The sequence below is a fragment of the Pseudomonas sp. GW821-FHT07F05 genome (assembly GCF_059418765.1).
This window is the reverse complement of sequence record NZ_JBWKQL010000003.1, coordinates 196660-214559: the sequence shown is the minus strand read 5'-3', so window position 1 is coordinate 214559 and position 17900 is coordinate 196660. Positions and strand designations below refer to the sequence as shown.

General features: G+C 60.4%; 17 protein-coding genes and 1 pseudogene. 6 read left to right on the top strand and 12 right to left on the bottom strand.

Annotated elements, in window-relative coordinates; genetic code table 11:
* The first annotated feature begins 2 nt into the window (after nt 1-2).
* The 5 genes from AC07RO_RS08765 (at nt 3) to AC07RO_RS08745 (ending at nt 3534) form a co-directional block, all read left to right on the top strand.
* A complete protein-coding gene (locus tag AC07RO_RS08765) occupies nt 3-1064 on the top strand; it encodes an ABC transporter ATP-binding protein (protein WP_495085839.1) in 1062 nt (353 codons plus the stop codon).
* A gap of 31 nt (nt 1065-1095) precedes the next feature.
* On the top strand, nt 1096-2016 hold the full coding sequence (locus tag AC07RO_RS08760; protein ID WP_495086032.1) for an ABC transporter permease: 921 nt from the start codon (nt 1096-1098) through the stop codon (nt 2014-2016).
* On the top strand, nt 2006-2815 hold the full coding sequence (locus tag AC07RO_RS08755; RefSeq protein ID WP_495085838.1) for an ABC transporter permease: 810 nt from the start codon (nt 2006-2008) through the stop codon (nt 2813-2815). Before AC07RO_RS08760 ends, AC07RO_RS08755 begins: the two co-directional genes overlap by 11 nt.
* A 141-nt stretch (nt 2816-2956) precedes the next feature.
* Entirely contained in the window at nt 2957-3211 is a 255-nt protein-coding gene (locus AC07RO_RS08750; RefSeq protein ID WP_346625565.1) for a type II toxin-antitoxin system HicA family toxin, read from the top strand.
* Entirely contained in the window at nt 3208-3534 is a 327-nt protein-coding gene (locus tag AC07RO_RS08745; protein WP_192170782.1) for a type II toxin-antitoxin system HicB family antitoxin, read from the top strand. Before AC07RO_RS08750 ends, AC07RO_RS08745 begins: the two co-directional genes overlap by 4 nt.
* Before the next feature lie 49 nt (nt 3535-3583).
* On the opposite strand, the gene AC07RO_RS08740 is transcribed toward AC07RO_RS08745, so the two are convergent.
* From AC07RO_RS08740 to AC07RO_RS08730, 3 genes are all read right to left on the bottom strand, one after another.
* Complete coding sequence (locus AC07RO_RS08740; protein ID WP_495085837.1) at nt 3584-4690, bottom strand: NADH:flavin oxidoreductase/NADH oxidase; 1107 nt, start codon at nt 4688-4690, stop codon at nt 3584-3586.
* Nucleotides 4691-4876: 186 nt separating this feature from the next.
* Complete coding sequence (gene recJ / locus AC07RO_RS08735) at nt 4877-6586, bottom strand: single-stranded-DNA-specific exonuclease RecJ (protein WP_495085836.1); 1710 nt, start codon at nt 6584-6586, stop codon at nt 4877-4879.
* A gap of 90 nt (nt 6587-6676) precedes the next feature.
* On the bottom strand, nt 6677-7219 hold the full coding sequence (locus tag AC07RO_RS08730; protein WP_192170779.1) for a YaeQ family protein: 543 nt from the start codon (nt 7217-7219) through the stop codon (nt 6677-6679).
* Nucleotides 7220-7470: 251 nt separating this feature from the next.
* Between AC07RO_RS08730 and AC07RO_RS08725 the strand changes: the two genes are divergently transcribed.
* Nucleotides 7471-8316 carry a TIGR02285 family protein gene (locus tag AC07RO_RS08725; RefSeq protein ID WP_495086031.1) on the top strand — a complete coding sequence of 282 codons (846 nt, stop codon included), beginning with the start codon at nt 7471-7473 and terminating at the stop codon, nt 8314-8316.
* A 194-nt stretch (nt 8317-8510) separates the two neighbouring features.
* On the opposite strand, the gene AC07RO_RS08720 is transcribed toward AC07RO_RS08725, so the two are convergent.
* From AC07RO_RS08720 to rimM, 9 genes and pseudogenes are all read right to left on the bottom strand, one after another.
* Entirely contained in the window at nt 8511-8807 is a 297-nt protein-coding gene (locus AC07RO_RS08720; RefSeq protein ID WP_282373300.1) for a DUF3509 domain-containing protein, read from the bottom strand.
* A 219-nt stretch (nt 8808-9026) separates the two neighbouring features.
* Nucleotides 9027-11093, bottom strand: a pseudogene (locus tag AC07RO_RS08715) (transporter substrate-binding domain-containing protein); the annotation flags it as partial.
* A gap of 176 nt (nt 11094-11269) precedes the next feature.
* A complete protein-coding gene (gene thrC / locus AC07RO_RS08710; RefSeq protein ID WP_192170776.1) occupies nt 11270-12679 on the bottom strand; it encodes a threonine synthase in 1410 nt (469 codons plus the stop codon).
* A 157-nt stretch (nt 12680-12836) separates the two neighbouring features.
* Nucleotides 12837-14141 carry a homoserine dehydrogenase gene (locus AC07RO_RS08705; protein WP_108120894.1) on the bottom strand — a complete coding sequence of 435 codons (1305 nt, stop codon included), beginning with the start codon at nt 14139-14141 and terminating at the stop codon, nt 12837-12839.
* A 132-nt stretch (nt 14142-14273) separates the two neighbouring features.
* Complete coding sequence (locus tag AC07RO_RS08700) at nt 14274-15014, bottom strand: thioredoxin fold domain-containing protein (RefSeq protein ID WP_495085835.1); 741 nt, start codon at nt 15012-15014, stop codon at nt 14274-14276.
* A gap of 167 nt (nt 15015-15181) precedes the next feature.
* A complete protein-coding gene (gene xerD / locus AC07RO_RS08695) occupies nt 15182-16078 on the bottom strand; it encodes a site-specific tyrosine recombinase XerD (RefSeq protein ID WP_108120893.1) in 897 nt (298 codons plus the stop codon).
* A 131-nt stretch (nt 16079-16209) separates the two neighbouring features.
* A complete protein-coding gene (gene rplS / locus AC07RO_RS08690) occupies nt 16210-16560 on the bottom strand; it encodes a 50S ribosomal protein L19 (RefSeq protein WP_037012438.1) in 351 nt (116 codons plus the stop codon).
* Between the two features lie 43 nt (nt 16561-16603).
* Nucleotides 16604-17356 carry a tRNA (guanosine(37)-N1)-methyltransferase TrmD gene (trmD, locus tag AC07RO_RS08685; RefSeq protein WP_192170770.1) on the bottom strand — a complete coding sequence of 251 codons (753 nt, stop codon included), beginning with the start codon at nt 17354-17356 and terminating at the stop codon, nt 16604-16606.
* A 3-nt stretch (nt 17357-17359) separates the two neighbouring features.
* Entirely contained in the window at nt 17360-17896 is a 537-nt protein-coding gene (gene rimM / locus AC07RO_RS08680) for a ribosome maturation factor RimM (protein ID WP_037012440.1), read from the bottom strand.
* Nucleotides 17897-17900: the final 4 nt, after the last annotated feature.

Below are 17900 nucleotides of genomic sequence, written 5' to 3'. Positions count from 1 at the left end.
CCATGACCCACGCTGTCCAGTTCACCCAGGTCTCGCGGCTGTTCGGCGAGGTGAAAGCCGTGGACCGGGTGTCCATCGACATTGAGGACGGCGAGTTCTTTTCCATGCTTGGCCCTTCGGGCTCCGGCAAGACCACCTGCCTGCGCCTGATCGCAGGCTTCGAGCAACCCAGCGCCGGCTCGATTCGCATTCATGGCCAGGAAGCCGCCGGCCTGCCGCCGTACCAGCGTGACGTCAACACGGTGTTTCAGGACTACGCGCTGTTTCCGCACATGAACGTGCGGGACAACGTTGCCTATGGCCTGAAAGTCAAAGGCGTCGGCAAAGCCGAGCGGATCAAGCGGGCCGACGAGGCCCTGAACATGGTGGCGCTCGACGGCTATGGCGCGCGCAAACCCGTGCAACTGTCCGGCGGACAGCGCCAGCGTGTGGCCCTGGCGCGTGCACTGGTCAATCGGCCGCGGGTGCTGCTGCTCGACGAGCCCCTCGGCGCCCTCGACCTGAAGCTGCGCGAACAGATGCAGAGCGAGCTGAAGAAACTGCAGCGCCAGCTGGGCATCACCTTCATCTTCGTCACCCACGACCAGACCGAAGCGCTGTCGATGTCGGACCGGGTCGCGGTGTTCAACAAAGGCCGCATCGAGCAGGTCGATACGCCGCGCAATCTGTACATGAAACCGGCGACGACCTTCGTGGCGGAATTCGTGGGCACCTCCAACGTTGTGCACGGCGAACTGGCGCAAGCATTGACCGGCAGCCCGGGCGCTTTTTCGATTCGGCCCGAGCACATCCGTTTTGCCGAGAGCGGCACTGCGACGCACGACATTCAGCTCAGCGGCGTGCTGCACGACATTCAATATCAGGGCAGTGCCACCCGCTACGAGGTCAAACTGGACAACGGCCAGACGCTCACTGTCAGCCAGGCCAATAGCCAATGGCTGGACACCGGGCCGCGCTATCAGCCGGGGCAACGCCTGACGGCATGCTGGGCGCGGGAAGCGATGGTTGCGCTACATGACGCGCCACGTGAGTCGCCAGAAATCGCGACGGGCGAGGCGCCTTGAGATGGGTCAGACGTTCACTGGCTCCGCACCGATGCAACGGCAATCGCCACTCCGACGCTTTTCCAACCTGCTCTATCGCCGCCAGAATCTGTACCTGGCGCTGCTGCTGATCCCGCCGCTGCTGTGGTTCGGCGCGATTTACCTCGGCTCGCTGCTGGGCCTGTTGTGGCAGGGCTTCTACACCTTCGACGACTTCAGCATGACCGTGACGCCGGACCTGACCCTGGCGAACTTCGGCGCGCTGTTCAACCCGGCCAACTTCGACGTCATCCGCCGCACCCTGACCATGGCGTTCGCAGTTTCCATCGCCAGCGCCATCATCGCCTTCCCCATCGCGTATTACATGGCGCGCTACACCACCGGCAAAACCAAGGCGTTCTTTTACATCGCGGTGATGATGCCGATGTGGGCCAGTTACATCGTCAAGGCCTACGCGTGGACGCTGCTGCTGGCCAAGGGCGGCGTCGCGCAATGGTTCGTTCAGCATCTGGGATTGGCGCCGGTGTTGCAGGGGCTGTTGAGCGTGCCTGGCATCGGTGGCAGCACCTTGTCGACCTCCCACCTGGGGCGATTCATGGTGTTCGTCTACATCTGGCTGCCGTTCATGATCCTGCCGATTCAGGCCTCCCTCGAGCGCTTGCCGCCCTCACTGCTGCACGCCTCCGCCGACCTGGGCGCCACGCCCCGGCAGACGTTCATGCAGGTGATTCTGCCGCTGTCGGTGCCGGGCATTGCAGCGGGCTCGATCTTCACGTTTTCGCTGACCCTGGGGGATTTCATCGTGCCGCAACTGATCGGCCCGCCGGGCTACTTCATCGGCAGCATGGTCTACGCCCAGCAAGGCGCCATCGGCAATATGCCCATGGCGGCGGCATTCACGCTGGTGCCGATCGTGCTGATCGCGGTTTATCTCGCCATCGTCAAACGACTGGGGGCTTTCGATGCACTCTGATAAAGCGTCGTGGGCCCTGAAGATCGCAGCCTGGGGCGGTCTGGTGTTTCTGCACTTTCCGATCCTGATCATCTTCGTCTACGCCTTCAACACCGAAGACGCCGCCTTCAGCTTCCCGCCGAAAGGCTTCACCCTGAGGTGGATCGGCGTGGCATTCGCGCGGCCTGACGTGCTGGAGTCGATCAAGCTTTCGCTGCAAATCGCCTGCGTCGCCACGCTGATCGCACTGGTGCTCGGGACGCTGGCCTCGGCAGCGTTGTACAGGCGGGACTTCTTCGGCAAGGACGGCATCTCGCTGATGCTGATTCTGCCCATCGCCCTGCCCGGCATCATCACCGGGCTGGCCTTGTTGTCGGCGTTCAAGACCCTGGGGATCGAGCCGGGCATGTTCACCATCATCGTCGGCCACGCGACCTTCTGCGTGGTGATCGTCTACAACAACGTTATCGCCCGCCTGCGCCGCACATCCCACAGCTTGATCGAAGCCTCGATGGACCTCGGCGCCGATGGCTGGCAGACCTTCCGCTACATCATCATGCCCAACCTGGGCTCGGCGCTGCTGGCCGGCGGCATGCTGGCGTTTGCCCTGTCGTTCGACGAAATCATCGTCACCACCTTCACCGCCGGGCATGAGCGCACATTGCCCATCTGGCTGCTCAACCAACTCAGCCGCCCACGGGACGTGCCGGTAACCAATGTCGTGGCGATGCTCGTGATGATAGTGACCATGCTGCCGATCCTCGGCGCGTACTACCTGACGCGGGGCGGGGAAAGCGTGGCGGGGAGTGGGGGGAAGTGAGCGGGTTGGGGCAGCGTGCTTCCCACGACGGGAGGCAGATAGGGCGAGCTGGGGAGGATTAAGACGCAGGAGCCCTGACGTGTCTCCTTTTCCTACAACATCGCACTAGGCTCGGGCTTGTCAGTATCATATTTTGATACCATGAATAATCGACAAGCTGGCACCTTAAAAATCGTGTTCTCCAAACCCGTCCCCCATAACCTGGAATGGAGTCGACTGGAGTCGCTCTTCGCGGCGTTAGGCGCAAAAACCATAGAAGGCAGTGGCTCAAGGGTCAGGTTCGAACTCAATGGCGTAGTGGCGACCTTTCACCGGCCGCACCCGGACAAGGGTGCGAAGCCGTACCAGGTTCGTGACGCGCGAGCGTTCCTTGAGCACGCAGGAGTTACTCCATGAACATCATGAACTACAAAGGCTACTCAGCCCGGATCAACTACAGCGATGAAGACGGCCTCTTCGTAGGGCATGTCGCGGGGATCAAAGACGTGATTGGCTTTCATGGCCAGTCGGTACAAGAGCTACGATCGGCGTTTGAAGAGGCGGTGGACGACTATCTTGAAGTCTGCGAACGCTTGGGCCGTGAGCCACAGAAAACCTATTCCGGAAAACTGAGCTTACGGCTGGAACCTGAGTTGCATGCAAGCGTGGCGTCACAAGCGGAGTTGGCGCATAAAAGCATCAACCAATGGGTCAGTGACCTGCTTCGGCAAGCCATCTGACCCCATATTTATAAGCGAATAGCCTATACAGGCGTTCCGCGCCTGCGCCTCAATCCCGTAAATCCGACTCATGAATCGGCTGGTCGCGGTGCGTTGCCCGCTGGTATTGCGCGGGCCATGTGGCTTGGCGTCCGCCCAGATGTTCATCGGCACGCAGCGGCCAGTACGGATCGCGCAGCAGTTCGCGGGCGAGGAAGATCAGGTCAGCCTGGCCCGTCCGCAGAATGGTGTCGGCCTGGGTGGGTTCGGTGATCATGCCCACGGTGCCGGTGGCAATGCCGGATTCGCTGCGCACTCGAGCGGCGAATTCGGTTTGATAGCCCGGGCCCACCGGAATCTCGGCTTTGGCCGCAGTGCCGCCGGAAGACACATCAACCAGGTCGACGCTCAGCTCTTTCAAGCGTTTGCCCAGCTCGACGGTTTCGTCCGCGTTCCAGCCGCCTTCCACCCAGTCGGTGGCCGAGACGCGCACGAACAACGGCAGGTCTGCGGGCCAGACTTCACGCACGGCCTTGGTGATTTCGAGGGTCAGGCGGATGCGGTTTTCGAAAGAGCCACCGTATTGATCCTGACGCTGGTTGCTCAGCGGCGACAGGAACTGATGCAGCAGATAACCGTGGGCAGCGTGGATTTCGACCACTTTGAAACCTGCGGTCAAAGCACGTTTGGCAGCATCGACGAAGGCCTTGATGATGTCCTGAATCTGGGCTTCATCCAGCGCCGTAGGCACGGTGTAGGTCGGGTCGAAAGCGATCTTCGAGGGGCCCCAGGTCGCCCAGCCGCCTTGGTCGGCAGGAATGGCGCCACTCTGGCTCACCCACGGCCGCCATGTACTGGCCTTGCGTCCGGCATGGGACAGCTGAATGCCGGCCACCGCGCCTTGGGCGTTGATGAATCGAGTGATGCGCTGGAGCGGCTCGATTTGCTCGTCGTTCCAGAGGCCGAGATCTTCCGGGGTGATGCGCCCGTCCCGGGTTACCGCCGCCGCTTCGGTGAAAATCAGCCCGGCGCCGCCGACCGCGCGACTGCCCAGATGGACCAGATGCCAGTCATTGGCCAGGCCGTCGGCGCAGCTGTACTGACACATCGGCGAAACCACAATGCGATTGCGCAGGGTCAGCTGGCGAAGGGTGTAGGGTTCAAGCAGCAGGCTCATGGGCACCTCTCAGGTCGTGTGGCAGGTTCCATACGTTGCGAACCTTGAGCCTAGTCGACAACCCGAGCTAAGTGAGGGTTCACTCATTTCCCGGCGTAAGCCAGACATCCTGAAACAACGCGTTCACCTGTAGGACTGGCTTTAGCCGGGAAGGCGTCAGTGGCCACACCGCACGCTGATCACAGTTCAGCGCGGTGAAAGATGAACCACCATCAGTTGCACGGTTTCGTTGCCGCGGAATTCGTTCAGGTCCAGCTTGTACGCCAGCTCGACCCAGCGCACGGTCGGGTTGGGCCATACGTCGCGATCAACGCTGAAGGCGATGCCTTCGAGCTTGACGCTGCCGCATTCAGTCTTGAGTACCATCTTCAGATGGCGCTCGCCGACCACTCGCTGCTCCACCAGCTGGAACACACCATGGAACAACGGCTCGGGAAAGTGCTGCCCCCACGGGCCGGCGTTGCGCAGCGCACGGGCCAGTTCCAGGTGAAACTCTTCGACGGCCAGTGTGCCGTCGGACAGCAGCCGGCCGGTCAGGTCTTCTTCCTTGAGCTGGCGGCGCACTTCAGCATCGAAGGCCTCGGCGAATGCCGGGAAGTTGCCTTCCGGCAGCGACAGCCCGGCCGCCATCGCATGACCGCCGAACTTGCTGATCAGCTCCGGATGTTTAGCCGCCACGGCATCGAGCGCGTCGCGGATGTGAAAGCCCGGCACCGAACGCGCCGACCCCTTCAGCACCCCCTCGCCTGCGCTGGCGAAGGCAATGGTCGGGCGGTGATAACGCTCTTTCAAACGCGAGGCCAGAATGCCGATCACGCCCTGGTGCCATTCGGGTTCGAACAGACACAGACCAAACGGCATCGACTCCAGCGGCAGGTCCTTGAGCTGGGCGAGCGCCTCGCGCTGCATGCCCTGCTCGATGGATTTGCGGTCCTGATTGAGCTCGTCCAGACGCACGGCCATTTCCCGAGCCTCGGTCTCGTCATCGCAGAGCAGGCATTCGATGCCCAGGCTCATATCATCTAAACGCCCCGCCGCATTCAAACGCGGGCCGATGATGAACCCCAGGTCGGTGGAGGTGATGCGCGAGGCCTCGCGACGGGCGACATCGAGAATGGCGCGCAACCCCGGACGGGCACGACCGGCGCGGATGCGCATCAGCCCCTGGTGCACCAGAATCCGGTTATTGGCGTCCAGCGGCACGACGTCGGCGACACTGCCCAACGCCACCAGATCCAGCAACTCGCCCAGATTGGGTTGAGCGCGGCCCTCGAACCAGCCGATGTCCCGCAGTCGTGCGCGCAAGGCCATCAACACATAAAAAATCACGCCAACGCCGGCCAGCGACTTGCTCGGGAAGGTGCAACCGGGCTGGTTCGGGTTGACGATGGCATCGGCCGCCGGCAATTCGTGGCCGGGCAAGTGGTGATCGGTGACCAATACCTGCAAGCCCGCCGCCTTCGCTGCTGCGACGCCTTCAACGCTGGAAATGCCGTTGTCCACGGTCATGAGCAAATCAGGCTGGCGCTCAAGGGCGACCTGGACGATTTCCGGTGTCAGGCCGTAGCCGAATTCGAAACGGTTCGGCACCAGATAGTCCACATGCGCCGCACCGAGTAGACGCAGCCCCAGTACACCCACCGTACTGGCCGTCGCGCCATCGGCATCGAAGTCGCCGACGATGAGGATACGCTGACGCTGCTGCAATGCAGTCACCAGCAAATCGACGGCGGCCTCGATGCCCTTGAGCTGTTGGTAGGGAATCAGCCGGGCGAGGCCCTTGTCGAGCTCTTCCTCCGAGGCCACACCGCGCGCTGCGTATAACCGGGTGAGCAAAGGCGGCAGATCGCCGAGAAAAGGCAGGGTGTCAGGTAACTCGCGTGGTTCGATGCGCATTCGGGTTCCGCTGGTGTTCTCGTTGGGGCCGGTTGGGTGTTGCGATGTCAACGCGATGCCGCTGTTGTAGCGTCGCAATGCAGGACTGAATCAGCCCCGCTCGCCTGCCAGCCACTGCAGTTGCACTTCGTGCTGGCCGCGATCATCGGTGACGAAGATCGTGCCTTCGCTGATCATCACGTCCCACTTGATCACCCGGGGCATGTCCTTGGCCAGGATCTCCAGTGCCTCTTGGGGGACCGAGGCGATATTGACGTTCTTCAGCGTCTTGATCGCCGGTATGACCTTGCCTTCCCACACCCGCAGACTGCCGTAGGCCAGCAGGCTGGTGCGTTCGGTGCGGCGCGAGCACCACGTCAGGCGGTCGGCGTCGGGCTGGCCCACTTCGATCCAGTGCAGCACGCGATCGTCCAGACTCTTTTCCCACAACGCAGGCTCGTCGACGTCCGACAGACCACGGCCAAACGACAGATGCTCGTTGTACCAGAAGGCGTAGGCCAGCAGGCGCACGGTCATGCGCTCTTCGGTCTCCGAAGGGTGACGCGCGATGGTCTGCTTGACGGTTTCGTAGACCCCGCGATCAAGGTCGGTGAGATTGAGTTCGAACTTGTAGGTCGTGGACGGTTGGGCCATGAACGGGCTTCTAGTAGAGACGGGAAAGGCGGCAAGTCTACCCGATGCAGCCCCGTTGAACGACCGAACTCGATGAGCGATGCGGCTCGCCCTTCAGATCGGAGCTGGGGCACAACGTTCGCGAGGCGTTACTCATGCCCCCATGACATGTGTTAAATAAATGAGGCACATCACCGATTCCTTGCTGCGAGACGCTGTCGATGAGGGTCAACGCTTCCATGCATGTCACCGGTTCCCGAATGCGCGCCGTGCTGCTCGCTGCTCTGCTCATTAGCCTGCCCGGTACCGCGTCGGCACGTGAAACGCTGATCTGGCTGCTGCGCGACTTCCCGCCCCTGACTATATTTTCGGGCCCATTGGCGGGCCAGGGCGCCATCGACAAGCTGATGCCTGAGCTGACCGCCCGGATGCCGGAATACGATCACCAGATCATGCACGTCAATCGCGCGCGCGGAACGCAGATGCTCAATGACCCTGACGTGTTCGCTTGCGACCCGACCCTGCTGTGGACGCCCGAGCGCGACAAAACCATGTTGTTTTCCATCCCCTCCTATGCCACGCCCAGTAATGGCGTGACGATCGAGCGCAGCCGCCATGCGCTGTTCGCACCTTTCATCGACGCCGACGGCCGCCTCGACCTCGCCGCCCTGCTGGCCAGCGACAGCGTTGATGTCGGCATCGTCGGCGAACGCAGCTACGGCCCGGTCATCGATAAAGTGTTGCGCGAGACCACTCGCCCCAAACGTCTGATCCTGCACTACGGCAACACGGCGGTGGGCAGCATGCTGGAGATGGAGCGGCTTGATCGCTTTCAAGCGATTATCAGTTACTGGCCGGAAGCCCGATTTCACGCTCAGCAACAAGGCATTCCCCTGAATGCGCTGGAATTTCTCCCGGTCAAGGGCGTGCCCAAATACCAGTTTGCTCACATTGCCTGTTCGAAGACCGAGAAGGGACGCGCGGCGATGGAGATCATCAACCGGGAAATGCGTGTGCTGCGGGTGACGCGGCTGATCGGGTTTTATGCGGAGTGGATGGTCAAGAAGGAGGAGTATCTGCGCGACGCCCAGACATTCTTTGAGGAGCCGCCGAACTGACCCGGCATAGACCCGCGGCCTGGAGCGAAAAGCCGAATTTGAGACAAAAGAAACCCCGAGCAGCGGGGAGACTACTCGGGGTCAACCGTGGTCCATCTTGGACCCGTACGGCAGGCAGCATGAACATCGGAGCACAATGCCTGCGCCTGCCGTAACTGATAGGAGCCTACTGAATCGAGAAGGTTCCCCGCAGCTCAGACGAAAGGTCGAGCTGCAGCGTAAGCAACGGACTGGGACACATTGCGCATGGCTGCGATGACACAAGGCTCAATGCGCCCTTCTGCCACCATCAAATCACGGTGAAGACCATCTACCACGTCAGTCAGCTGGCGCTTGTCGCCCAGTTGCGACGCAGAAAAAACACGCTCGATCACTATCGCACCCGCTGGATTTTTCAGCGTCACCAGACGCTCGCCCAGAATACCGGCAGGGCCAATGCTCACCTGATAAGGGGACAGCGCTTCGCTCAGTAGCAAGCTGATATTTTCCATCCGGATCACCACTCAACAATTTGAATGCAAAGGTGCTAACCAATGACCATTGGCAGCAGCGGAAAGTTCTGCGCACTGTGGCGAGTTGACACATGCGCACTGCCTGCCGCAGTTTGATTCCGGAGCATGCCTGCCGAATGTGACAGGCAGAATTCACGCCCCTGACGTCTTCGCCTGCTCCAGGTCGTCGAGCAGCGCCTTCAACTGGCCTGCCGCCTGCTCGGCCGCTAGACGGGCATCGTGCAACTCACCTTCAAGACGCTTGCGTTCGCTGATGTCCATCCATCCGCCGAGCAAGCCCTGCAGCTGACCGTCCGCGCGGTGGTAAGGGGCAGTCCATTCCGAGACGTCGATCTGGCGTCCGCCCAGCCGCAGTACCCTCTCGGTAAACACACGCTCCCGCGTCTCCAGCATTTTCATGTAGTCAGCGTGCATCTGCTGGGCGAGGTCGCCGGGAATGAGGTCAACATCGATCAGGCGACGACCCTGCAATTGCTCGTAACTGATGCCGAAAATTTCCTCATAACTGCGGTTGCAGGCGACAAGACGGCCCTGAAGATCACGCACGTAAATCGGATTGGGGATGCCGTCGAGCAGTATCCGCTTGAAGGCAAGCTGGTCACCCAGTTGCGCCTCGGCGCGCTGCCGCTGGTGAATCTGAAACTTCAGGCGGCTGCTCCAGGCCAGTGACACCAGCCCCAGCAGTAAGGAAGCGCCAGTGAGCCAGTATATCCAGGCGGGAATGCGGTTCCAGACCGAGGGGTGAGGATTCGCCGCGCCGAGCCATTTCAGGCGGATCGCACGCATTTCAGCCACCGGGAATTCCTCCAGAGCCTTGTTGAGTATGCCGAGCAATTCGGGCTGGCTTCTGACGACCGAAAATTTGTCCGGCGACCACATGCCCTCGACGCTGCGTCCGACCTTCAGCTCGCCCAATGGATACAACCACGCGCCGGCCTCGTTCTGGATGGTCGCGTCGGCGTCGCCCTTCTCCACTAGTCGGCGGGCATCCTCATAGGTCGCCACAAGCTTGAGCTGGATATGCGGATAGCGTTGCTGAATGAACCCGAGCAACGCGTGTCGTGCGGGAAGCGCCAGCACCTTGCCGGTCATGTCCGACAGCTGGAAGGACGGGTTACTGTCAGCGTGCACGAGAAAGACCCAGTTGTTGCCGCCAAATGCGTAGGTGAAATTCAACAGCCCTTTGCGTTCCGGGTTTTCGGCCAGCGTGGTGTTCATGTGTGCACTGCCGTCCGTCAACGTCTCCAGCAAATCTTCGGTCGAGGCCGATTCCTGATACACGAACTGCAAACCGGTCATTCGCGAAATACGCGCGAGCACATCCACGTTCAAACCCACCCAGCGACCTTGAGCATCCTTGTAGACGTAGGGAGGGTGCTGGGTGGAGGCGACGATGACCTGCGGATGTCTGCGAATCCACCGCCGTTCGATCGCGTTGATGTTCACCTGCCGTCGGGCAAGATCGGCGCCCAACCCGAGGGTCCAGCGCCCCTGGATTTCACGGATGACAGCGTCGTCCACGCCTTCCAGCGCTCGGTCGAAGAGCGCCCGCAGCGTCGAGTCTTGCTCCCGGAATGCAAATGAAAAGCCTGTGGATGGCAGCAGGCTGTCGAACTTGGTCTGTAAACCGAGGTAAGGCCGCAACAGGCTGTAAGACCGCACCGTCAGCTCATTGGCAATGAATGCGTCGGCGGAGTCGTTCGCCAGTGCCTCCATCGCGCTGTACAGCGTGGGCGCGACGACGATCTCGCTGTCCGGATAGAGCCGCTGAACCTGCGCTTCGTCCGCATAACCGTCCAGCAGCAACACGCGCTTTCCTCTCAGCGAAGGGTGCAGGTCAGCGTCGTTGCCTCTGCCAAATACCACTGTTCGGTCAGGAATGTAGTCCCGGCTGAATGCCAGTCCGGACGTTTCTCGCTCGAAACCGTTGGCGCTGGTCAGCAAGTCGATTTCTCCGGCCAGCAATGCGTTGACCGCTTGGGCGCGCTTTGCGAACCCGCGTATCTGCACGGGCATGGAAAGCCGCGCACTGATCAGGCTCAGGTAATCCGCGCTGATGCCCTGATAGCGATTATGGTCGGTGGTGATGTCGATGGGCTCATGGTCAGCAACGGAAATGCCGACTCTCAGCACCTTCCGTGCGTTCAGCCACTGGCGGTCCGCCTCGTCAAGAACAAGCGGCTGCTGCGCCACGAAGGGCGCGCTCAGGCCGAACCGCAAGTTCTCAGCTGCATGGCCTGCGCGACTGCAGATGCACATGAGCATCAGCAACGCCCACAGCGCCGGTTGGAGATTCGGGATGCGGCTGCAAAATGCCGCTGAGTAAAAATGTTTAACAACCACGGGCTTATACCGAAAAAAGAAAATTCTTCGGAAGTGTGGCACGCAGAAAAAACAAGGCCCGCTGCGAGGCGGGCCTTAGTTGTTACACGGCGATACGGTCAGAGAGGTTTGCCACGATTACCGTGCTGGCTGACAAAGGCCTGCATGGCTTTGAGGTCATTTGGCAGAACAGTGCAGCGCTCGTCTCGCTCGAACAAATCAGACAAATGTGCAGGCAGCTCAAGCGCTTTTCCTACACCGGCTTTCAGCACCGCGTCCGGGAACTTGACCGGATGCGCCGTTCCCAGGATCACCATTGGCGTGTCCAGGCTGCGGCGGCAGTCCCGCGCGGCTTTCACGCCGATCGCGGTGTGCGGATCGAGCAGCTCGCCGGTGCTGGCGAACACTTCAGCGATGGTTTTGCAGGTGTCTTCGTCGCTGACCGCCAGCGAGTCAAACAGCTTGCGGGTCTCGGTCCAGCGCTCTTCCTGAACGCTGAAACCGCCGCCCTGCCTGAAGTTGGCCATGAGTTCAGCAATTGCGCCGCCGTTGCGACCGTGCATGTCAAACAGCAGACGCTCGAAGTTGGACGACACCATGATGTCCATCGACGGCGACAACGTGGCGTGCAGGGTTTCCTTGACGTACTGATTGCCGCTCATGAAGCGGTGCAGGATGTCGTTGCGGTTGGTGGCAACCACCAGCTGGCTGATCGGCAAGCCCATGTTGCGAGCGAGGTAACCGGCGAAGATGTCGCCGAAGTTGCCGGTCGGCACGGAGAACGCCACCGAACGCGCCGGGCCGCCCAACTGCAGCGCCGCGTGGAAGTAGTAAACGATCTGGGCCATGATCCGCGCCCAGTTGATCGAGTTCACCGCCACCAGACGCGTGCCCTTGAGGAAGCTCTGGTCGGCGAAGCTGTTCTTGACCATTTCCTGGCAGTCGTCGAAGTTGCCTTCGATCGCGATGTTATGGATGTTCTCGCCGAAGATGGTGGTCATCTGGCGGCGCTGAACATCGGACACGCGGTTGTTCGGGTGCAGAATGAAGATGTCGACGTTATCGCAACGACGGCAGCCTTCGATGGCGGCCGAGCCGGTGTCACCCGAGGTGGCGCCGATGATGACCACGCGTTCGCCGCGCTTCTCGAGCACATAATCCAGAAGACGACCCAGCAGTTGCAGGGCGAAATCCTTGAACGCCAAGGTCGGCCCGTGAAACAGCTCCAATACCCACTCGTTGCCGTTCAGCTGACGCAGCGGCGCAACCGCAGCGTGGGAAAACACGCCGTAGGTTTCTTCGAGAATCTTCTTGAAATCCGCGTCGGGAATGCTGCCCGTCACGAACGGACGCATCACGCGAAAAGCCAGCTCGTGGTAAGGCAGGCCGGCCCAGGACGCGATCTCTTCCTGCGTAAAGCGCGGCAGGTTTTCCGGCACATACAGACCGCCATCGCTTGCCAGACCGGTCAGCAGCACATCTTCGAAATTCAGGGCCGGTGCCTGGCCGCGGGTACTGATATAGCGCATTTTTCAAACCTTCGGTTTGGGCGGCAAGCTCAAAGAGGCCAGCTGCAAGTCAAAACGCTTTGTCTTTGACCTGCAGCCCGGGGCCCGAAGCTCACCGCGATATAAGTTTGCTGTTACTTGCAGCTTGCAGCTTGCCGCTTAACGCTTGCGGCTCGTCTCAGTTCAGATGCTCGACGCGGATGCGCACAACCGGTCCGGCAACGTCTTCCAGCGCTTCCAGCGCTTCGATCGCATCGTTCATGCGTTTCTCGACCACGCGGTGGGTCAGCAGAATCATCGGCACCAGGCCGTCATGTTCTTCGACTTCTTTCTGCATGATCGATTCGATGTTGATGCCGCGCTCGGACAGAATGCTTGCCACTTGGGCCAGCACACCGGGATGATCCTTGGCCTGGATGCGCAGGTAGTAGGCGCTTTCGCACGCGTCGATCGGCAGGATCGGGTGGGCGGACAGCGAATCGGGCTGAAAGGCCAGATGCGGAACGCGGTTTTCAGGGTCGGTGGTCAGGGCACGGACCACATCGACCAGATCCGCCACGACGGATGAAGCGGTCGGCTCCATGCCGGCACCTGCGCCGTAGAACAATGTCGAGCCGGCGGCGTCGCCGTTGACCATCACGGCGTTCATCACGCCATTGACGTTGGCGATCAGACGGTCCGCCGGGATCAGGGTCGGGTGAACGCGCAGCTCGATACCACTCGGCGTGCTGCGGGCGACGCCCAGGTGCTTGATGCGGTAGCCCAGCGCTTCGGCGTAATTCACGTCGGCGGTGGTCAGCTTGGTGATGCCTTCGGTGTAGGCCTTGTCGAATTGCAGCGGGATGCCAAAGGCGATGGACGCCAGAATGGTCAGCTTGTGCGCCGCGTCGATGCCTTCGACGTCGAAGGTCGGATCGGCTTCTGCATAGCCCAGCGCCTGCGCTTCAGCGAGGACGTCCGGGAAGGTACGGCCCTTTTCACGCATCTCGGTGAGGATGAAGTTGCCGGTGCCGTTGATGATGCCGGCGACCCAATTGATGCGGTTGGCCGACAGGCCTTCACGAATGGCCTTGATCACCGGGATACCGCCCGCCACCGCCGCTTCGAAAGCCACGATGACGCCCTTCTCCCGGGCCTTGGCGAAAATCTCGTTGCCGTGCACGGCGATCAGCGCCTTGTTGGCGGTGACCACGTGCTTGCCGTTTTCGATGGCCTTGAGCACCAGCTCGCGGGCGATGGTGTAGCCACCGATCAGCTCGATGACGATGTCGATTTCAGGGTTGCTTGCCACGTCGAACACGTCGGTCGTGGTCGGGGTACCGGTAATCTGGCAATTGGGGTTTGGTGTACGCATGGCAATTTGCGCCACTTCGATTCCACGCCCGGCACGGCGGGCAATTTCCTCGGCGTTACGCTTTAGCACATTGAAGGTACCGCCACCGACAGTACCCAGCCCACAGATGCCTACTTTGACCGGTTTCACTATGAACTCCCCATAAAACGGCCGACGCGAGGCCGGCCGTGGAATCAGCCGCATTCAGCACGGCTCGCTATTGATGAAGCGCTACGGACAGGCCGCTTCAATGTTTACCGCAGGAGGCTGCGATAAACGAAATTACTTGGCACTCAGCGCGAGTTTGGCCACTTGTGGCGCCGGCTGGTAGCCCGGAATCAGCTGACCGTCGGCCAACACGATGGCCGGTGTGCCGTTCACGCCGATGGACTGGCCGATTTCAAACTGCTTGGTGACCGGGTTGTCGCACTTGGGCGCCTGGATATTCTTGCCATCGACCATGCGGTCCATTGCACCGCGGCGGTCCTTGGAGCACCAGACGGCCTGAAGTTGTTCGTCACCCGGCGAGCCCAGACCCTGACGCGGGAACGCCACATAACGCACTTCGATGCCGCGCTTGTTCAGCTCCGGCACTTCGGCGTGCAGTTTGTGGCAGTACGGGCAAGTGGTGTCGGTGAACACCGTGATGTGGGATTTGGTCTCGCCCACGGCTGGGTAGACGACCATTTCAGCAGCAGGAATGCCATTAATGGTCTTGGAAATCGCCTGACGCTCGACCTTCTCGGTAAGGTTGACCGGCTTGCCGGCCTGCATCTGATAAAGGTTGCCCTGCATAACGAACTGGCCGTCGCCGCTGGCATACAGCACTCGACCGCCCTTCAGATTCACTTCGTAGAGGCCGTTCAACGGACTGCTGGAAATGCTCTCGACGGGAATCTCCAGATTCAGCGATTCCAGGGTCTTGCGAATGGCTTTGTCGGACGCCTCTTCGGCGTGGGCAAACAGGCTGAAAGAGCTGGCCAGCGCTACAACGGCAGCACCGAGAAAACGAGTGACGCGCATGAAAACTCCTCGAGCGGTGAGCAGACGGGCCGGGCTGAAAACGGGTGGCGGAAAAGCACCGGGATGTTTTCAGGGCCTTGATCTGCGAAACCGGCAAAGCCTATCACATAAGGCTCGCGAGGCCGACGCCCGCTGATGTACGACACATCGTAAATTACTGAAGTCCTCTATCCCCTAGGATGGTGCTTCGTGTGCATTTCCTGCAACCGCGCGCGGGCGACGTGGGTGTAGATTTGCGTCGTAGACAGGTCACTGTGGCCGAGGAGCATCTGCACGACGCGCAGGTCGGCGCCGTGGTTGAGCAGGTGGGTGGCGAAGGCGTGACGCAGAGTATGGGGCGACAGCGATTTGCCGATGCCGGCGACTTTGGCCTGGTGCTTGATGCGGTGCCAGAAGGTCTGGCGGGTCATCTGTTCACCGCGCTGACTGGGAAACAGCACGTCGCTGGGCCGACCGTTGAGCAATTCGTGGCGAGCGTCGCGCATGTAACGCTCGACCCAGACGATGGCTTCCTCCCCCATCGGCACCAGACGTTCCTTGCTGCCCTTGCCCATGATGCGCAACACGCCCTGGCGCAAGTTGACCTGCTCAAGCGTCAGGCTGATCAGCTCGGTCACCCGCAGGCCGCAGGCATAGAGCACTTCAAGCATGGCCCGGTCGCGTTGACCAATGGCGTCGCTCAGGTCGGGCGCGGCGAGCAACGCTTCGACATCGGCTTCGGACAAGGATTTGGGAAGTGGCTTACCCAGCTGCGGCATATCGACCTGCAACGTCGGGTCGACCGCGATCAGCTTTTCTCTGAGCAAGTAACGATAGAAGCCGCGCACGCCGGAAAGCAGACGCGCCGTGGAGCGAGGCTTGTAGCCGTTGTCGACCCGCCACCCCAGGTGGTCGAGAATCGCTTCCCGACTGACACTCATCAGGTCCACGCCCTTTTCCTGCAACCAACCGTTGAACAGCGCGAGGTCGCTGCGATAGGCATCGCGCGTGTTGTCCGACAGCCCTTTCTCAAGCCACAGGGCGTCGAGAAAGCGGTCGATCATGGGATGGTCAATGGCGGGCATGGGTTCTGACTTGTGTGGTGAAAAGCGGGGGGGGCAGTTTTTCATACCTGCACAGGCGGGACAAAACCAAATGCCAGAAAGCAAAAAAGCAGCCCGTAGGCTGCTTCTTCATTCGCATGGGAAGACTGGGATTAAACCAGTTTTTCCTTGATGCGAGCTGCTTTACCGGACAGGTCACGCAGGTAGTACAGCTTGGCCTTGCGAACGTCGCCGCGACGTTTCACAGCCATGCTGTCGATTTGCGGGCTGTAGGTCTGGAAAGTACGTTCAACGCCAACACCGTTGGAGATTTTACGAACAGTGAAAGCACTGTTCACACCACGGTTACGCTTGGCGATAACAACGCCTTCGAACGCCTGCAGACGAGCGCGGTCGCCTTCCTTCACTTTCACCTGAACGACAATGGTGTCGCCCGGGGCAAAGGGAGGGATCTCTTTGGTCATCTGCTCTGCTTCGAGTGCAAGGATGATTTTGTTAGTCATGCTGTGCTCCTAAGGTAAACCGGTCTGATTTACCATCGATACGTTAACTATCGTCCCGCTCGCGGAGGTATTCCGCCAGCAGCTTCTTCTCTTCTCCAGAAAGCGAGCGGCTTTCCAGAAGATCGGCGCGTCGTTCATAGGTCCGCCCGAGGGACTGCTGTAAACGCCAACGCCGGATGTGTGCGTGATTGCCACTAAGCAATACGTCGGGAACACGCTGATCCGCATACACCTCCGGTCGGGTGTAGTGCGGGCAATCCAGCAGACCATCCGTGAAGGAATCTTCCTCCGCGGAATCTACATGCCCTAAAGCTCCAGGCAGCAGTCGCGTAACCGCATCTATCAGGACCATGGCCGGCAGCTCACCGCCAGATAACACATAGTCGCCAATCGACCACTCTTCATCGACATGAGCTTCAATGAAACGCTCGTCGACGCCTTCGTAACGACCGGCAATCAGGATAAGTGCTTCTTCCTGCGCCAGTTCGCGTACCGCAGACTGATCCAGCTTGCGGCCTTGTGGCGACAGGTAAATTACCTTCGCCGCATCCCCCGCCGCCTGCCTGGCCTGAACCAGAGCATCTTCGAGGGGCTTGATCTTCATCACCATGCCAGGGCCACCGCCAAACGGGCGATCGTCCACAGTGTGATGTCGATCAGTGGTGTAATCCCGCGGATTCCAACAGGTGAGCTGCAACAGCTCCTGTTTCACCGCACGGCTGGTAATGCCGTATTCGCTGATGGCGGAAAACATCTCGGGAAACAGCGTGATGACTTCTATGCGCAGGCTGGCCATTGCTTAGAAATCCGCGTCCCATTCCACCTTCATCTCGCCTGCAACCAGATCAACTGCCAACACGCATTGCTCCGTATAGGGCAAAAGGCGTTCGCGATCGTCCAGACTGCCTGCGCAGGGTTTGACCACCATTACATCGTTGGCGCCGGTTTCCAGAAGATGATCGACCTTCCCGAGCAATTGCCCAAGACCGTCAATGACCTTCAGACCTTCAAGCTGGTACCAGTAGTACTCGCCGTCGGTCAATTCAGGGAACAGGTTGCGTGGCACGCAGATCTCGTAACCGGCCAGAAGACGAGCTTCTTCACGATCATCAAGACCCTTGAGCTTAGCGACCAGGAACTTGTCGTTCCCGCGTCCACTGACCAGCTCGACCTGTTTCACATTGCCTTCGCGCTTGAGCGTCCAGGTTTTGTACTGCAACAGGTTTTCGGTTGGATCAGTAAAGGAATACACCTTCACTTCGCCGCGAACGCCGTGTACCGAGTAAATCTTGCCGATGACGATCAGATCGTCGGCGGAAGCTGGCGTCGCGTTCATATTG